The organism is Streptomyces longispororuber, assembly GCF_014656095.1.
Classification (GTDB): Bacteria; Actinomycetota; Actinomycetes; order Streptomycetales; family Streptomycetaceae; genus Streptomyces; species Streptomyces longispororuber.
This window is the reverse complement of the sequence record NZ_BNBT01000084.1, coordinates 19,657-36,349: the sequence shown is the minus strand read 5'-3', so window position 1 is coordinate 36,349 and position 16,693 is coordinate 19,657. Positions and strand designations below refer to the sequence as shown.

General features: G+C 73.0%; 18 protein-coding genes. 6 read left to right on the top strand and 12 right to left on the bottom strand.

What is annotated here, in order from left to right:
- Positions 1-113: 113 nt before the first annotated feature.
- Positions 114-830 (top strand): MBL fold metallo-hydrolase, encoded by a 717-nt coding sequence (locus IE330_RS23665; protein ID WP_190138112.1) that lies wholly within the window; start codon positions 114-116, stop codon positions 828-830.
- On the opposite strand, the gene IE330_RS39910 is transcribed toward IE330_RS23665, so the two are convergent.
- Complete coding sequence (locus tag IE330_RS39910) at positions 827-1,870, bottom strand: NUDIX hydrolase (protein ID WP_308439040.1); 1,044 nt, start codon at positions 1,868-1,870, stop codon at positions 827-829. The two genes, IE330_RS23665 and IE330_RS39910, sit on opposite strands and share 4 nt — an antisense overlap.
- Positions 1,871-2,171: 301 nt before the next feature.
- Here IE330_RS39910 and IE330_RS23655 point away from each other — a divergent pair, with 301 nt between their 5' ends.
- The gene (locus tag IE330_RS23655) at positions 2,172-2,573 is read left to right on the top strand and encodes an STAS domain-containing protein (RefSeq protein ID WP_190138104.1); all 402 of its coding nucleotides are present in this window, start codon (positions 2,172-2,174) and stop codon (positions 2,571-2,573) included.
- A 224-nt stretch (positions 2,574-2,797) separates the two neighbouring features.
- Here the strand turns inward: IE330_RS23655 and IE330_RS40075 are convergent, their stop codons facing one another.
- Positions 2,798-2,875 carry a 50S ribosomal protein bL37 gene (locus IE330_RS40075; RefSeq protein ID WP_373314714.1) on the bottom strand — a complete coding sequence of 26 codons (78 nt, stop codon included), beginning with the start codon at positions 2,873-2,875 and terminating at the stop codon, positions 2,798-2,800.
- Between the two features lie 102 nt (positions 2,876-2,977).
- Positions 2,978-3,385 (bottom strand): MerR family transcriptional regulator, encoded by a 408-nt coding sequence (locus IE330_RS23650; protein ID WP_190138103.1) that lies wholly within the window; start codon positions 3,383-3,385, stop codon positions 2,978-2,980.
- 75 nt (positions 3,386-3,460) lie between these two features.
- Between IE330_RS23650 and IE330_RS23645 the strand changes: the two genes are divergently transcribed.
- Positions 3,461-4,453, top strand: a complete 993-nt coding sequence (locus IE330_RS23645; protein ID WP_190138102.1) for an NAD(P)-dependent oxidoreductase — start codon at positions 3,461-3,463, stop codon at positions 4,451-4,453.
- Here the strand turns inward: IE330_RS23645 and IE330_RS23640 are convergent.
- The 5 genes from IE330_RS23640 to IE330_RS23620 form a co-directional block, all read right to left on the bottom strand.
- On the bottom strand, positions 4,421-4,879 hold the full coding sequence (locus IE330_RS23640; protein ID WP_373314713.1) for a GNAT family N-acetyltransferase: 459 nt from the start codon (positions 4,877-4,879) through the stop codon (positions 4,421-4,423). The genes IE330_RS23645 and IE330_RS23640 overlap by 33 nt on opposite strands.
- 109 nt (positions 4,880-4,988) lie before the next feature.
- On the bottom strand, positions 4,989-6,425 hold the full coding sequence (locus IE330_RS23635) for an extracellular solute-binding protein (RefSeq protein WP_190138100.1): 1,437 nt from the start codon (positions 6,423-6,425) through the stop codon (positions 4,989-4,991).
- A complete protein-coding gene (locus tag IE330_RS23630) occupies positions 6,422-9,076 on the bottom strand; it encodes a vWA domain-containing protein (RefSeq protein WP_229925868.1) in 2,655 nt (884 codons plus the stop codon). Before IE330_RS23630 ends, IE330_RS23635 begins: the two co-directional genes overlap by 4 nt.
- A gap of 4 nt (positions 9,077-9,080) precedes the next feature.
- Positions 9,081-9,536 carry a hypothetical protein gene (locus IE330_RS23625; RefSeq protein WP_190138099.1) on the bottom strand — a complete coding sequence of 152 codons (456 nt, stop codon included), beginning with the start codon at positions 9,534-9,536 and terminating at the stop codon, positions 9,081-9,083.
- Positions 9,533-10,597, bottom strand: a complete 1,065-nt coding sequence (locus IE330_RS23620; protein WP_229925867.1) for an NADP-dependent oxidoreductase — start codon at positions 10,595-10,597, stop codon at positions 9,533-9,535. The genes IE330_RS23625 and IE330_RS23620 overlap by 4 nt, the downstream gene beginning before the upstream one ends.
- A 121-nt stretch (positions 10,598-10,718) precedes the next feature.
- On the opposite strand from IE330_RS23620, the gene IE330_RS23615 reads away from it, so the two are divergent.
- On the top strand, positions 10,719-11,594 hold the full coding sequence (locus tag IE330_RS23615; RefSeq protein ID WP_190138098.1) for a LysR family transcriptional regulator: 876 nt from the start codon (positions 10,719-10,721) through the stop codon (positions 11,592-11,594).
- A gap of 251 nt (positions 11,595-11,845) precedes the next feature.
- Positions 11,846-11,998: a hypothetical protein gene (locus IE330_RS23610; protein ID WP_190138113.1), complete on the top strand. Its 153-nt coding sequence runs from the start codon at positions 11,846-11,848 to the stop codon at positions 11,996-11,998.
- A 70-nt stretch (positions 11,999-12,068) separates the two neighbouring features.
- Here IE330_RS23610 and IE330_RS23605 read toward each other — a convergent pair whose 3' ends face one another.
- Positions 12,069-12,626, bottom strand: coding sequence for a TetR/AcrR family transcriptional regulator (locus tag IE330_RS23605; RefSeq protein ID WP_190138097.1), 558 nt, complete (start codon positions 12,624-12,626; stop codon positions 12,069-12,071).
- Between the two features lie 96 nt (positions 12,627-12,722).
- Here IE330_RS23605 and IE330_RS23600 point away from each other — a divergent pair, with 96 nt between their 5' ends.
- Positions 12,723-13,331, top strand: coding sequence for a DUF2867 domain-containing protein (locus tag IE330_RS23600; protein ID WP_190138096.1), 609 nt, complete (start codon positions 12,723-12,725; stop codon positions 13,329-13,331).
- 17 nt (positions 13,332-13,348) lie between these two features.
- On the opposite strand, the gene IE330_RS23595 is transcribed toward IE330_RS23600, so the two are convergent.
- The 3 genes from IE330_RS23595 to IE330_RS23585 form a co-directional block, all read right to left on the bottom strand.
- Entirely contained in the window at positions 13,349-14,320 is a 972-nt protein-coding gene (locus IE330_RS23595) for a carbohydrate ABC transporter permease (protein ID WP_190138095.1), read from the bottom strand.
- Complete coding sequence (locus IE330_RS23590) at positions 14,317-15,240, bottom strand: carbohydrate ABC transporter permease (RefSeq protein ID WP_229925866.1); 924 nt, start codon at positions 15,238-15,240, stop codon at positions 14,317-14,319. Before IE330_RS23590 ends, IE330_RS23595 begins: the two co-directional genes overlap by 4 nt.
- A gap of 97 nt (positions 15,241-15,337) precedes the next feature.
- Positions 15,338-16,606, bottom strand: a complete 1,269-nt coding sequence (locus tag IE330_RS23585) for an ABC transporter substrate-binding protein (RefSeq protein ID WP_190138109.1) — start codon at positions 16,604-16,606, stop codon at positions 15,338-15,340.
- Positions 16,607-16,693 lie beyond the last annotated feature (87 nt).

Sequence of the window (16,693 nt, the reverse complement as noted above, 5' to 3'; positions counted from 1 at the left end):
GGGCGGGCCCCCCGCCCGATGGCCGCCTCTGCCGCGGGCAGAACCCGTACGCCCCCGGCGAAGCACCCTCGCCTCCCGGCCGATCAGGTTCGTACGGTCACCGCATGAACCCGATAGAGATCGTCGAACTCCGGCCCCGTCTGCACCTCTTCCGCTTCCCCGTCGGCCAGGCGTATCTGTGGCGCGACGGCGACGAGCTGACCCTCGTCGACGCCGGACCGCCCGGCTCCGGACCCGCCCTGGTGGACGCGGTCACGCAGCTCGGGCTGCGCCCCGGTGACGTACGGCGCGTCGTGCTCACGCACTTCCACGGCGACCACTCGGGCGGCGCGGGCGAGTTCGCGGAGCTGACCGGTGCCACCGTGTTCGCCCACCACCTCGACGCGCCCATGGTGCGCGGCGAGGTGCCGGGCCCCGCCGCGGTGCTGGAGGACTGGGAGGTGCCGCTCTTCGAGACGGTGACGCAGGCCGTGCCGACCCCCACGGAGCAGCACGTGTACGCCGCCGAGCTCCAGGAGGTCACGGACGGCGACGTACTGCCCTTCGGCGGGGGCGCGCACGTCGTCGGCGCGCCGGGGCACACGCGGGGCAGCATCGGCCTGCACCTGCCGGAGCACGGCGTCCTGTTCACCGGCGACGCCGTCGCGCACACACCGGAGACGGGGGTGCTCCTCGGCGTGTTCAACCAGGACAAGGAGCAGGCCGTAGCGTCGTTCCGGCGGCTCGCGGCGCTGGAGACGGACACGGCGTGCTTCGGTCACGGCGACCCGGTCCGCGCGGACGCGGCGACGGCGCTGCGCGCGGCGGCCGTGCGGTACGCGACCGCCTAGGAGCCGACCGGCTCGCCCGCCTCCAGGTACAGCGGCGCGCCCCGCTGCCGCGCCCGCAGCGCCCAGCGCAGCCGCACGTAGCGCATCGGCGGCAGCAGCCGGGCCGCCTCCTCCTCGGTGACGAAGCGCCACTCGCGCAGTTCGGGGCCGGGCAGCAGGAGGCGCCGCGCGTCGGCGCCGTGGAGGACGCCGCCGTCGAAGAGCAGGCGCATGCCGCCGTACCCGGGCGGCCGGGGCGGCTCCCAGTCGGCGACCAGGAGCCGGGGGGTTCCGGTGAGGTGGATGCCGGTCTCCTCGGCGACCTCGCGCACCCCGGCGCGCGCGGGCGCCTCACCCCGTTCGACGACACCGCCGGGGAACTCCCAGCCGGGCTTGTACGTCGGGTCGACCAGGAGCACCCGGTCCTGCTCGTCGAAGAGCAGCACGCCCGCGGCGAGCGTCTCCGCGGTGGGCTCGGGGGTCTGCACGATGTCGCAGGCGGGGGCGGCGCCGGTGCGCACGGCCTCCGCGATGCGCTCGGCCGTCTCGTACGGGGTGAGGGAGGTGGTGTCGACGCGGTGGGTGTCGGCGCCCAGCCAGGAGGCGAGCGCGGCGTGGTAGGGCTCGATGGGGTCGAACGGCCAGGCGGGCACGCGGGGTTCGCCGTCGCGCGGGTCCGGGGGCGCGTCGCGTGCGGCCACGCGTGCGCGCAGGATCGTTTCGTCCGGAGCGAGCAGGATGTGGCGTATCGCTATCCTGCGTGAGGCGAGGCCGCCGAAGATCTCGTCGCGGTACTCCTGCCGCAGCAGTGTCATCGGCACCACCAGGACCCCGCCGAGCTCCGCGAGCAGCCCGGCCGCCGTGTCGACCACGAGGCGCCGCCAGATCGGCAGGTCCTGGTAGTCGCCCACCTCGGCGAGGTGCTTGGCGGGCAGCAGATCCGGCAGGGCGTCACCGATGACCTCGGGGTCGAACAGCGTGCTGTTCGGGATCAGTTCGACCAGTTCCCGCGCGGCGGTGGCCTTGCCCGCACCGGATGCCCCATTGATCCAGACGATCACGTTTCCCCCTCTTCTGTTGACCCCCAGTGGCTTGCCCGCCAAACGGTGCCACGGAAACCAGCCGCCGCCGAGCACGGCCGCCGCCAGACCAAAAGGCGCCATATCCTGTCAAGTCCCTTGCGGCAACTTCGCCCCAAAGAGTGGCAGCACCCTCCCGTGAATCGTTCCCGCACGGCATAACGGGCCCCCGCCCGCTAGCGTGATCCGTCAGGCACCCCGGCCCCTGGTGACCTCCTCATCCGGTTGCTTCACCGCACCGCCCCGGTCGTGAACCGGCCCGGGCCCTGCCCTGGGGGGACTAGTGCATCAGGAAGAGCTCCGCGACGTGGCGCTCGCGGCTCCCGACTCACCGCCTCGGGTGTACGAGTGCGGGGACGGCGTCGTGGTGGAACTGCGCGGCGAGATCGACCTCGTGGGTCACCAGCGGGCGGCCCCCGTCCTCGACCCGGTGACCTCCGGCGACGCCCGTACCGTCGTGATCGATCTGACGTACGCGACGTTCATCGACTGCTCCTGCCTGACCCTGCTCATGCGGGCGTGGCGCCGTGTGACGGCACGCGGCGCGCGACTGCGGGTGGTGTGCACCAACCGCATGGCGCTGCACATGATGAGCATCACCGGCCTGCGGGCGACGCTGGCGCCGGTGGCCACGGTCGACGAGGCGCTGGGGCGCCAGGGCCCGGGAGTCCGGCGCGGGGCCTGACGGGCCCTGGCCGATACCGGACCTCCGTGGTGCTGCGTGCGCCGCGGTGGCACGTGTCCATGGAGCGTGTCGGCGGCACGCCGTGTCCGGAACACGGCGGGTGCGGACGGGGTGGAGGCGGAACCCCGGTCGCAGGCCGGCCCGGCAGAGGGGCGCCGCGCGGGGGACGTGCGCCATGGCCGGGGCGGCCCGGACACCGGTCCGGGCCGCCCCGGCCGTGGTCGTCAGGACTGCGGCCGCTTCCCGTGGTTGGCCCCGTGCTTGCGGCGGGCCTTCTTCTTGCGGCGGCGCTTCGAGGACATGCGGGCTCCTCTCCCTACGACTGCGGACGTCCCACCCGGCACTCCGGGCTGTCCACCCACCGTGGCACACCCCCGCCCCCCACGCGAAATGAGCCACTCACGTCACGGAGCGCTCGACACGGGCGCGGCGTGACAGGTGCCCGGCTCCGCGAGCGCCTCCGGCACCGTCGCGTCGATGATCTCGTCCAGGCGCGCGCGGGCGGCGAGGAGCCCGGCGACGGCCTCGTCGATGCGGTCCCGCTCCCTGGCGAGGTCCGGCAGCATGCCCGAGCAGGCGGGCGCGAGCGTCCCGCCGTCGTCGACCATGCAGGGCAGGAGTTCGGCGATGGTGGCGGTGTTGAGCCCGGCGGCCAGCAGCACGCGGATGCCGCGCACGGTGGTCACGTCCTCCTCCGTGTACTCGCGGTACCCGCTGGGCCGCCGCGCGGGGGCGAGCAGCCCCTGCTCCTCGTAGTAGCGCAGCAGCCGCTGGCTCACGCCGGTCCGCCGGGAGAACTCGCCCATGCGCATGTGATCACCACCACGTCCCGTCGACTCCCGCACCGATTGACTCTCACACCGATGTGAGAGAGCAGTCTAAGGCGCATGACGAACCAAGAATCAGCGGCGGTCTCCGCCGCGGACGCACGCCCCGCAGCGCCCGTCACCGTCGTCGGCCTGGGCCCCATGGGCCTCGCCCTCGCCGAGACCCTCCTGGCCAAGGGCCACCCCACGACCGTCTGGAACCGCACCCCGGAGCGCGCCGCGGACCTGGTCGCCCGAGGCGCCCGGCTCGCCGGGAGCGTGGCGGACGCACTCGCCGCGAGCCCGGTCACCCTGATGTGCCTCAACACCTACGACACCATGTACGAGGTCTTCGACCCGGCGGGGGACGCCCTCGCGGGCCGGACCCTGGTGAACCTCAACTCCGGTACGCCGCGGGAGGCGCGCGCGGCGGTGGACTGGGCCGCCGCTCGCGGCCTGGCCTATCTCGACGGCGCCGTCATGGTGCCGCCGCAGCTCGTCGGGCGGCCGGACGCGGTCTTCCTGTACAGCGGCGACCGCACCGTGTTCGAGGAGCACCGGGACACGCTGGCGGGCCTGGGCGACCCCCGCCACCTCGGCGAGGACGCGACCCTCGCGGTGCTCCACAACACGGCGCTGCTGCACCTGATGTACGCGACCGCCAACGGCTTCCTGCACGCCTCGGCCCTGGTGGGCTCGGCGGGGGTGTCCGCGGCGGACTTCTCGCGGCTCGCGCTCGACTGGTTCGTGCCCGGCGTCCTGCGGCCGATGCTCGCCCAGTACGCGCCCGCCATGGACAGCGCCCACTACCCCGGCGACCTCGGCACGCTGGTGATGAACGTGAACGCCCTGGAACACATCACCCGCACCAGCGCGGAGCAGGGCGTCCACACCGACCTGCCGCGCCTGATGCAGGAGGTCGCCGAACGCGCGGTCGCCCAGGGGTACGGCGACCACAACTACCTGGCGGTGTACGAGGTCTTCAAGCAGCCGTCCCAGGGCGCCGACGCGCGGCAGCCGGCAGGGGCCGCGGCGCCCGTCTCAGGCGACGGCCCGGCGGTAGACCTGCCGTGAACCGCCTTCGGGGCCCGGGGCCGCGGCCTCGGCCGGGGTGAAGCCCAGGCGCTCGTAGAAGACGCGGGCACCGCTGGTGACGGCGCCGGGGTGGTCGGCGCCGAAGGTGACGACCTCGATGGTGCCCGGGCCCCGCACGAACCTGTCGACCGCGTCCGCGAGGAGCGCGCGGCCGACGCCCGTCCCGCGCGCCCGCTGCGAGACGACGAGCCAGTCGACGTGGTGGACCGGCGGCTCACTGCCGAACAGCAGGCCGCCGACGACGTCCGGCCCCGAGACGGCGATGAGCGCCGTGGACCGGCGGATGTGCTCCTCCACCGCCTCGTGGAAGGCGGGGACCCCCACCATCGGGCCGAACCAGTGCTCGACCTCGGCCGCCAGGCCGAGAAGGCCGGGGAAGTCCTGCTCGCGCGCGCATCTGATCATCACCTCAGCAGTCTGGCAGACGGGGCGGGCGCGGCCGGAAGCGGTGGCAGCGGCGGTCGCCCGGGGCCCGGCGGAGGCGGACGGCGGTCGATGTGCTCCCGGGCCCGCCTCAGTCGCGCTCGGGCAGCGCTCTGCGCAGCGTCTCGTCCAGGCGCTTCGCCACCTCGCCCACGCTCCGCGGGTTGTCCCCGAACAGCTTGTGCAGTTCGGCGCTGAAGACCTGGGTGAACACCCCGTAGAGCTGGGTGCGGGGGCGTTGGACCGCCGCCTTCAGCGCGGGCAGCAGCACGGGGGCGGCGTACTCCGGCCGGCCGTCCGGCTCCCGGGGCATCTGGTCGGCGGCCTCGCCCGAACCGGACGGCCCGCCGGAGGGAGAGGGCCGCGCCACGGTGCACAGCATGGGCGGGTCCTTGGTGTACGCCGACGCGCGCGTGGCCGCGAACCCCGCCTCCAGCAGGCAGCGTTCGCTCTCCTTGCCGGTGAGGTACGCGACCAGGTCGTCGAGGATGGCCTTCCGGTGCCGGGAGGTGCGGGCCACGGCGAGGTTCTGGCCGCCGAGCACCGCCTTGCCCGGCAGCGCCGTCACGCCCAGGGCACCCTTCGGGAGGATCTGGTGGAGGGTGCCGTACGCGTAGGGCCAGTGGCGCAGGAACGCCGTGCGGCCGGAGGTGAAGTCGGCCAGGGAGCGGGCCTCGTCGGAGTCCTGGACGCCGTCGAAGGTGTAGGCGCCGGCCGCGCGGGACCGCAACTCCGCGAGCCCCTCCTCCAGTTGGGACACCGTACCGTCATAGGCGCCCTTGCCGTCCACGAGGTCGGCGACCCCCGCGCCGGCGGAGGCGAAGGCCTCGACGCCGTTGACGGTCAGGCCCTCGTACGCGTCGAGCTGAGTGGTCCAGCCCTTCTCGTACGCGGCCGGGAGCAGGTCGTCCTCCTCCGCCTTGTCGACGGTCTCGATCAGGCCCTTGAAATCGTCCCAGTCCTTCGCCCGGGCGGCGCCGTCGGACTGCCGGACCCCGGCCGCGCGCACGTAGTCCTTGCGGTAGTAGAGCACCCCCACGTCGCTGTTGAAGGGCACCGCGTACACCGCGCCCTTCCAGCGGGCCGTCGCGGCCACCGACGGGACGACGTCGCCGTCCACGAGCCGGGGATCGAGCTCGCGCACGGCCTTCGCGGCGGCGAACTCCGGCACCCAGGTCACGTCCAGGTTGACGACGTCGTAGGCGGAGCTGCCCGACTGGAGCGCGCCGAGCAACTGGCTGCGCTGCTGGTCGGCGGTGCCCGGCAGCTCCACGAGGCGCGCCGTGTAGCCGCTGTTCCTGCGGCGCTGCTGCTCGTTCCAGGCGTCGACGAGCTGCTGGCGCACGCCGCCGCGGCCGGTGACGTCGCGGCCGCTGGCGATCACGATGGTGCCGCCGTCGGCCGCGCCGTCGGAGACGTCGTCGGCCCGCCCGTCGCCGCCGCCTCCCGTGCAGGCCGACGCGGCCAGGAGCAGCGCCAGGGCCGCGGCCGTGCAGCGGCCGGGGCGGTGCCGGGACAGGTGGGTCATGCTCCGTCGCCTCCTTCGGGCGCGGCCGCGGGGGCGTCGCCCTGGCCGGTGCGGGCGACCTCGTCGCGCAGCCCCGCCGCCAGGTCGTCCGAGGCGTCCAGGCAGGACCCGCCGCTCGCGTCGGCGATGCGCCGGTCCGGGGTGCCCCGGTCGCAGCCGCCGCCGGTGAAGGACACCATGAGCACCGGGACCCCCTTGGCTTCGGCGGACACGAGGACGTCGTCGAGGGTGCCGCGCGCGCCCTCGCGGCCGTTGTCCTCGTCGTCGGTGAGGAAGACGATCAACTGGGGGCGGTCGTCGGCGCCCTTGCCCCGGCGGTCCAGGTCGTCCAGGGCGGCGCCCAGCGCCGCGTACGGGTCGGCCTGCGCGTCCATGACCTCGGCCTTGTCGAGCACCCGTTGGGCGGCGGCCGACGGCCGACGGCCGAGGGGCAGCAGGGCGCGGTACGGGCGGGGCGCGCCGTCCGGCGAGGCCACCGCCCAGATGCCGTACTCGTCCTGCGCGCCGAGCCCGGGCAGGGACTGCTCGACCAGGGCGGGGGCGCCCCCGGTGCCCTCCCACAGGTCGCTCATCGAGCCCGAGCTGTCCAGCAGGAACAGCACCCGCCCCGGGCCGGTGGCCCGGCGGTAGGCGGTCAGGGCCTCGTCCATGCGGTCGGCCCGCGCGGTCGCGGGCGCCGGGTCGGGGGTGCCGAGCGTGCCCCCGCCGGTCCCCGGCGGGCTCGCCACGGCCGCCGCCTCGCCCCGCGCGGGCCAGAAGCCGTCCCCGCGGAACACCCGCTGCCCCTCGCTCCCGGCGAGCCAGCGCCGGAAGTCGTGGACGGCGTCGTCCCGCGCCGCCTTGGCCCCCTCGGCGTTGTCCCAGGTCACCTTGACGAAGACCGGGGCGAGTCCCGGCACGTCGCTCGGGTAGGCGGCGACGCGCGGCCGGCGGGTACGGGCCGCGCAGTCCACCCCGGCCCGCAGCAGGTACTCCGGGACGAGCGCCGCGGTACGGGCGTCGGCCTGCCGGTCCTGCCGCAGCTCGCACAACAGCTCCTGCCCTGTACGCGCCGGCGGGCCCGGCCGGGCCAGGGAGCGCTCGACCGCGGTGGACTTCCGCGAGGCGTACAGGGCGGCGGTGGTGAGCAGCCCGGAGTCCGCCGACTCGGGGTCCGTACGCGCCACTTCACCCCCGGGCAGCCGCTGCCGGAACGCCTCGACGAGGCGGCCGAGCTCCCCCTTGCGCTCCTCCCCCGCGGGCTCGCCCCTGCCCCGGGGCACGGCCAGGACCATCGGCGAACGGGCGAGGGGCGCGGACGGCTTGCCGAGCTCCGCGACGGCGGCCGACCCGCCGGCCGCGCCGGTCCGCTCGGCCCGCTCGACGTCCGCGCCGCTCGCCGGGATCCAGATGTCGGGCTGGGCGCCGACGTCGCGCTGGGGGTCCAGGGCGGGTTCGGGGCGCGGGGTCGCGTCGGCCCCGTCCGCTCCCCCGCGCTCGGTGATGTTCCCCGGTGGCTTCTGCCAGGCGTGCGTACGGTCGCGGAAGGCCGTGACGGCGTCGGCGGCGCGTGCCGCGTAGACGGTGACCAGGGCGCGCGGGCAGCCGTCCGCCGTCTCGTTGGCCTCCGAGGTCAGATAGGCGTGGGCGGCGTCCCTGACGGTGCTCTCCAGGTCGGGATCGGTGAGGAGGCGCAGCTCCTGGGGGGCGACGCAGGGGCCCTGTTCGCCGGACCGGTCGGCGGCGAGGTATCCGGCCGTACCGAGCAGGGCGGCCATGACGAGGGTGACGGCGGCGCGGCGGACCTTCGCATTCCGGTGCCAAGGCGGTGGTGACGGCTCCCAGGTGAGCCAGCCGCTCGGCAGGTGGGGTGAGGTGCCGCCCCGGGAGGCGAGGACCACGTCCACGCCGTCGTCGCCCCGGCGGAGCTGCGGAACCCAGGGCTCCGCGCGCAGGGTCAGCAGCCCGCGCTCCGCGAACTCCTCGCGCAGGAGGTGCCCGAGCTCCTCCAGGGTCAGGTCGCCGCCGTGCCCGCCGGTGCCCTCACGCAGCGCCCGGGCGAGGGCCTCGGTGAAGGGCGTGGGGGTGGCGTCGTCACCCGCGTCGATCCTGTGCCCGGCCTGCACGCTCATCAGCAGCGAGAACTTCCGCCTGGCCCGGTACTCCAGCGCCTCCAGGACGCGGGCGCCGTTGCCCGCGAAGCAGCAGTCCAGGACGACGACCACGCGCTGGGCCCGGGTGTTGGCGAGGATGGCCAGGACCTCCGTGAGGCGCGTCGCGCCCGGGAACACGTCGGCGCTTCCCGGGATCGTGCGCGCCTTCGGCATCTGCAGCCAGAGCTCCTCGCCGCCCGACGGGACGGCGCCGTGCCCGGCGAAGTAGAACAGCAGCAGCCCGGTGGCGGCCCCGGCCGCGGCCACCAGGGCTTCGGTGAGGTCCTCGGTGCCGCCGGGCCGGCACATGACGACCTCGTCCTCGTCGCTCCCTTCGGCGGCCCCTTCGTTGAAGATCCCGCCCGCGTACAGGGCGTCCCGCAGCAGCGGCAGGTTCTTCTCCACGGCTTCGAGGTCGCCGAGCACCCCGCCCTCGACCTCGCCCGCCTGGTACTCGTACGCGGAGACTCCCACGAGCAGCGCCCGGTTCACCCTCCCCCTCGGGTCGTAGCGCTCCACGGGGTTACTCCCTGTCGGCCGCGTCGTCGTCCGGGTCGGTCGCCTCGGGGGGCCCGGCGGAACCGGGGGGTCCGGCGGAACCGGGGGGCGCGACCGGTTCGATGCGGTGCTCGGGCGGGTCACCGCTCTCCACGGAGCGGCGGTTCTCCCGCCACGCCTGGACGCCGCTCTTGACCTTGTCGTACACGTCGTTGAAGAAGGGCTGGCTCACGGCGGTGAGCAGCACGACCAGGATTTCGAGGCCGGCCCCCATCGGACGGCCGCGCTCATCCGCGCCGTCCGCCCTGTCCGCCCTGTCCGCCCGCAGCTCGATACGGAGCTTCTCCTGCTCGGCCCACGTCTCCAGGGCGAGCTCCCGCTCCAGCCACTTCTTCAGCGCCCTGACGTCGCTGTCGCCCGCGGCGCCACCCACCAGCGTGATCCGCAGTGCCCTGCGGTCCCCGTCCTCGCCAGATGTCATAACTCACCATTGTGGCGCGCCATCTGACGGTACGGCAGCTCCGTGTACGCAACAGCCGTGGGGCCGGAGGCCACGGTCAGCACAATCTTGCCTTGGATGTGGCCCTGCGCGGCTCGCGTGTGTGCGCTGACCGCTTCGGACAGCGGGTAGGTGCTGTCCACCCCGACCTTGAGTGCGCCCTCGTCGAAGAGGCGCCCGATCTCGGCGAGTTGCGGGCCGTGGGAACGTACCTGGGTGTTCGAGACGGTGATGTCCAGACGTGCCGTCTCTTCCGGGTCGTACTGGGCGAAGAACACCGGAAGCATGGTGCCTCCGCGCTTGAGCACGGTCAGGAAGCGTGAGCTGTCCGGGCCGCCGACGGTGTCGATCACCAGGTCGACGCCGCTGACCACGTCCGCGGCCCGTGTCGTGGTGTAGTCGATGAACTCGTCGGCGCCCAGTTCGCGCAGGAACCGTTCGTGCCGGTTCGAGGCCACCGCGATGACGTGCGCCCCCTTCCATTTCGCCAGTTGCACCGCGAAGTGACCCACTCCACCAGCGGCCCCGTTGACCAGCACGGTCATCCCCGGCGTGATCGGCACCGGCTGGTGCACCCGTCCGGTGAAGGGAGACGGCACGTCGTGGCCGAGGTCGACCAGGTACTGCCAGGCCGTCAGCAGGGCCATCGGCGCACCGGCCGCCTCGACGTGGTCGATACCGGTCGGCTTGTGAGCCAGGTCGGAAGCCGGCGCGGCCACGTACTCGGCGTACGTCCGGCCGTCGAATCCCGGGAACCGCAGCATGCCGAAGACCTCGTCACCGACGGCGAACCCGGACACGTCCGGAGCGACCGCCTGGACCACGCCCGACATGTCCGTCCCGGGGATGAGGGGGAACGTCAGCACCGGCCTCATCTCGGCCGGCATGACCTTCATCCCCTCACGCAGGTACCGGTCCGGTGGGTTGACGCCCGCCGCGTACACCCGGACGAGTACCTCGCCCGGGCCGATCGCGGGGACCGGCACCTCGTCGTACCGCAGTACTTCCGGCCCGCCCGCCTCGTGGAACTGGATCGCCTTCATCGCGCCTACCGCTCTCCCAGAGAAACGTTGCTCCTTCAGTCAAGGCCCCGGCGGGCATGGCCGTCCAAGACCCCTTCGGCAACCGGTCATTCCGCTACGGCATGACGCGTACGCTGCAAGGGTGAATGACCTCGGACGGGACCTGGACCTGCGGCTGGTGCGCTACTTCACCGTGGTCGCGGCGCACCAGCACTTCGGCCGGGCCGCCGCCGACCTGCGCGTGGCCCAGCCGGCGCTGAGCCGCCAGATCCAACGGCTCGAGAGGTACCTCGGCACACGACTGCTGGACCGCACCCCCCAGGGCACCCGGCTCACCCCGGCCGGCCAGACGTTCCTCCCCCGGGCCCAAGCCCTGCTGCAAGCCGCCCGCCAGGCCGAACTGGCCGTGCGCGAACACGCCGGGACCGAACGCCTCACCATCGGCTACGTCGAAGACCTGGTCATCACCGCCGTCGTACGGGAACTGCGCCACCGTCACCCGGCCGCCGAGATCGCCACCCGGCATCTGAGCTGCCGCGACGTCGGCGCGCTGTCCGACGGGCGCGTCGACGCCCTGGTCGCGCGGGCCCCGTTGCCGTTCGCCGCCGACCACGTGTCCACGACCCCGCTGTACGAGGAGCCCCGGATGCTCGTGGTCCCCCGCGGCCACCGCTGGGCCGACCGCGCGTCGGTGACCGCGGACGAACTGGCCGGTGAAGAGGCGGCGCCGTGCGCGTTCGAGACCGCGGACTGGGCTTCCTACCGCATCCTCGGGGCCGGCGTGCCGCCGATCGAGAGCTACGAGGACAAGCTCGAACTCGTCGCGGGCGGCAGGGCGATCGCCGTCCTCCCGGTCGGCGATCGGCGCAGCTCACTGCGGACCGACCTCGTCACCCTCCCGATCGAGGGCGCTCCCCCCAGCCAGGTCGTCCTGGTGAGCCGCAAGGGCGACGCGAATCCCATGATCAGGAATCTCCGGCTGGCCGCCAAGGCCGTCCTGGCCACCCCGCCATCCTGACCGGAACCAGGCCGGGCGATGACCATGGGCGGCCGGTCCACCACGGCGGCAGCCTGGGTGACGGGGCGCGTACCCGTCGGGCCGTACGTCCGCGGCAGGGGGCGCGCGCTACTCGGGTGGGCGTGGGGTGCCGACACGCGGCGGCGTGGGTCCCGTCTGTGGAGGTTGCTCCGTGGTAGGCCTGGTGTGCCATGGATGGGAGGGTTGTGATGGTTGATGTGTCTGGCGAATGCGGACCCGCACGCTTGGGCGTGGAGATGCGCGAGACGACGTTCCCGGATGGCACGCGGGGCCTGATCACAGTGGAGGCCGGCCTGTCGCAGGACGAGGTCGACCTGGCCGCCGCCGAGGTCTGGGCCGACAAGTCGGGAGGACGACGCGGCAGGGGCCGGCAGGCAAGCTGACCCGCTCGCGACCGCGCCCCCACTCGTCCGGGTGGGGGCGCGGTCGTCACGACCCTCCGCGGGAAACCGCCTAGCTCAGCAGCCGGTGCCTGACGGCGGCCAGGACTTCCGTGCGGCTGCGCGGGCCGTTGTCCGCCGCGATGAGGTGGTCGCCGACGCGCAGCGAGAAGGTGATCAGGCAGCGGGCCTCGACATCGTCCTCGTCGGCGCAGAAGGCCCCGTAGAGCTCGCGCAGGTAGTCCATGCGCCGGTTGTCGGCCCGGCGCAGGCGCTGCGCGACGGACTCGTCGCGCCGGGCCCAGTCGCGGATCGCGAGCTCGACCCCCGCACTGGTCACGGGCGTCTCGACCGATCCCACGTAGTCGAAGAGACGGCCCAGCCGCTCCCGGGCGTCCCCGCCGGCGCGGTCGATCCGTTCGATGACGTCCTCGGTCACCCCGCGCTCCCAGGCGTCGAGCATCTCCTCCAGCAGGGCCGCGCGGTTGCGGAAGTAGCCGTAGAAGCCGCCCTTGCTGACGCCGAGCGCCTGGGCGAGGGCCTCGACCCGGACCGCCTCGGGCCCGCCGGCGGCGAGCGCCCGCAGCCCCTCCTCGATCCACCTGACGCGAGGCGTGCGGATCGCGCCCATGTCGTGTCTCCCCTCACATACCCTCACCCGAGTATACGGCGCCGTATAAGCAGGTCTATGCTCGATCTATACGACACCGTATAGGCAGGAGCCGTCATGAGCGATCTACGCCTCCCCCCGGCCCACCACACGTCCCGCCCCTGGCGGATCCACGACATCGCCGACGACTTCCGGCTGGAGGACCTGTGGGTGCTGCCGACACCTGGCGGCCCGGACGATCTGCACCACCTGGTGCAGCAGATGGCCGACGGCGAGGGCGGTCCCGACGGTGGCAACCCCGTCGGCCGCTTCCTCTTCGCCGTGCGCTGGAAGCTCGGCGCGCTGCTCGGCTGGGACAAGCCTGACGCGGGCGTCGGCGGCCGGGTGATGTCGCTGCGGGACCGGCTCCCGGACGATCTGCGCGAGGGGCCGCAGGGGCCGGACCTGCGAGCGGCGCCCTTCACCTCGGTCTACCAGACCCATGACGAATGGGCCGCCGAGTACGCCAACAAGACCATGCACGGAGTGATGCACATAGGCTGGGTCCCCGACGGCAACGGCGGCTACCGCGGCCAGATGGCCGTGCTGGTGAAGCCCAACGGCCGCCTCGGCTCCCTGTACATGCTCGGCATCAAGCCCTTCCGCTACCTGGGGGTGTACCCGGCCCTGATGCGATCGATCGGCCGCGAATGGCGGGAGAACCAGGCGCGCCGCACGGGGTGCTGACAGGGTTCGGCTGCTGCTCACCCCTTGCCGGCCCCCAGCGTCAGCCCCGCGACGAAGTGCCGCTGCAGGAGCAGGAAGACCAGGATCGTGGGCAGGGCCACCAGGATGGAGCCCGCCGCGAGCAAGTTGTGATCGGTGAAGAACTGGCCACGGAGGTTGTTGAGGGCGGACGTGACGGGGAGCTTGTCGGGGTCCGAGAGGAAGACGAGGGCCCAGAGGAAGTCGTTGTAGATCCAGGTGAACTCAAGGGTGGCCAGGGCCGCGAGCGCGGGGCGGCAGAGCGGCAGGGTGATGCGCCAGAACCGCGTCCACACACCGGCCCCGTCGACCACGGCGGCTTCGAGGATGTCCTGGGGCAGCGTGCGCATGAACTGGGCCAGCACGAAGACGCAGAACCCGAGCTGGAAGCCGATGTTGACGACGACGACCGCCCAGTACGAGTCGTAGAGGGACATCGAGTCGGACATCCACCAGGGCAGGTCGATGCGCAGGAACAGGACGTAGAGCGGGGTCACCAGGACCTGCGGCGGCAGCAGGTTGCCCGCCGTGAAGAACATCAGGAGGGCGAGGCCGCCGCGGAGGCGCAGCCGGGCGACCGCGAAGGCGACGAAGGCCGCGAGGAACAGCGTGACGACCACCGCGGGCACGGCGATGACCAGCGTGTTGAGGAAGTGCCTGCCCATGCCGGAGGACGTGTAGGCCTCGTGGTAGTAGGCGAAGGACAGCTTCTTCGGCCAGGAGAGGTAGCCGTGCCGCGCGGTCTCCTCGTACGGGCGCAGGCTGGCGTGGACGGCGAGCAGCAGCGGGGCCGCGAACACCAGGGACACCGCCGCGAGGAAGAGGTGCACGCCGTACTGCCCCCGGCGTGTGCCGTGCCGTCCCCGGCGCGCGCCGTACCGTCCCCGGCGCGGGTGCCGCTCGCGCCCGGGGCGCGCGGGGCTCGGCGCCGGGGCGCCGGCCGGGACGGAGGACTGCGGTTCCGGGGTCATGTGTCGTGCGCTCCTCTCCACTCGTGGGCCAGGAACGTGACGACGAACACCAGTGAGAAGCCGAGCAGGACGACCGCGATGGCCGAGCCGAACCCGATGCGGGAGGCCTCGCCGATGATGTTGTCGGTGATGAGGACGGAGAGCAGTTCCAGGCCGTTGCGGCCCTTGTTCACCGCGTACACGATGTCGAAGGCGCGCAGTGCCTCGATGACGGTGATCACGCCCACGACGACGTTGACGGGGCGCAGCGCGGGCAGGGTGACGTGGAAGAACGTCTGGCGTTCGCTCGCGCCGTCGAGGGCTGCGGCTTCCTTCAGGGTGGGGTCGACGGACTTCAGCCCGGCCAGGTACAGGATCATCACGTAGCCGGTGTGCCGCCAGCTCGCGGCCAGCATCATCATCCACAGGTTGACGCGGGGGTCGCCGAGCCAGTCCACGGGGTCCCGCCCGTCGCCGATGACCGTGTTGACGACGCCCTGGTCGGTGCCGAGCAGGAGCTGCGCCATGAATCCGACGACGGCGAGCGACAGCACGACGGGCAGGTAGAGCACGGACTGGTAGAAGCGGCTGAAGCGGACGCCCCGGTCGACGAGGACCGCGAGGAGGAGCCCGAAAGGCGTCGCGACGAGCCCGAGGAAGGCGACCCAGAGCAGATTGTGGCGGACGGCGGGCCAGAACGCCGGATGGTCCCGGACCAGGTTCGCGTAGTTGTCACCGCCCACCCAGCGGATGTCCCCGAGCCCGTCCCAGGACGTGAAGGACAGGCCGACCGAGGCCAGCGCGGGTCCCCACACGACGACGACGTCCAGCAGGACGGCCATGCCCAGAAGGGCGCCGACGACGGCGACGTCGCGGCGCCTGAAGCGCCGCACCGGGCGCCGTCCGGCACTACGCGCGGTGCCCGCGATGCGCTGCGACACGGGTGCGCCCCTTTCTCTCACCTGCCCACCCCCCTCACGGAGTCGGATTTCGCTCACCTCACGGAGTCGGATCGCTCAGCTCACGGAGCCGGATCGCTCAGCTCACGGAGTCGGAGAAGATGTCCGCCCTCTGCCGCTCGATGCGGTGGCACAGTCCGTCGACGTCCTTGGGGTCGTTGATGAAGTCCTGCAAGGCCTTGATCATGACGGTCTGGGCGAAGTCGGGGCGGGTGTCGCGGTCCAGGAACTGCGAGATCTGCCCGGCCCGGGCGACCAGGTCGGCGCACTTCCTCTGGAGCGGGCTGTAGGCACCGGTGTCGGCCCGGTCGTTGACGGCGACGGTGTTCGGGTCGCCCCGGAGGTAGAGCTCCTCGGCCTCGGCGGTGCCGAGCCAGCGCAGCAGGTCCATGGCGCCCTCGGGGTTGCGCGCCTTCTTCGGTACGAGGAACCCGTCGATGGGGGCTTCCACGGCGTCCCGGCCGTACCGCGGGTCGATCTCGGGGAAGGGGAAGAAGTCGATGTCGTCGCGCTCCTCGGGCGGGAACTGCTGGCCCGGGTGCGGCATGCCGAAGACGGCCATGCCGGTTCTCCGGCGCTGGAGCCCCTGGCCCGCCTCCTCCCACGTCCGGCCGAGGGCGCCCTTCTGGTAGTACGGCACGAGTTCGCGCCACAGGTCGAAGACCCCTCTGACCCTGCGGTCGGTCCAGGCCTCCTCGCCCGCCATCAGCCGCCGGTGGAAGTCGTATCCGTTGAGCCGCAGGTCGATGTAGTCGAAGGTGCCCATCGCGGGCCAGCCGTCCTTGTCGCAGAAGGCGACCGGAGTGCCGTCCCGGTGCATCGTCCTGGCGAGCGCGATGAAAGCGTCCCAGTACGCAGCCTGCTCGTACCCGCGCTCCTCGAAGAGGCTCCTCCGGTGGAAGACCGCCCACGGATAGTAGTAGTACGGCACGAAGTACTGCCTGCCCTCGTGCGTGGACTGGTCCTTGACGGCCGGTGAGAAGCCCTCGAAGCCCTTCCAGAGGTCGCCCGTCTCGGCCAGGAGGCCCTTCTCGGCGAAGTACCGCATGCGGTAGCCGGCGAACCACATGAAGACGTCGTCGGGCGATCCGAGCAGATAGCGCGTGATGTTCTGCTGGAACTCGTTGTGCTCGGTGGTGTTGACCTCGACGCGCTTGCCGCTGTTGTCCTCGTACGCGGCGAAGGTGGCCGCGAAGGCCTTCCTCGGCACCGCGTCCGACGCGTTGGACCCCACGGTCACGTGGTTCCGGTCGCCGCCGGGGCCCCGGCCGCAGGCCGCGAGCAGGGCGGGGAGCGTGACCGCCCCGGCGCCGAGAGCCGTGCCGCGCAGCACGCCGCGGCGGGACAGCGGATGTCCGCCGACGCTTCGCGAGGCGTCCGGGCGGGTGGGCGCCGTCCGCCCCATGACCGGCACCGGGTGCCGTCCGCGCTTGTC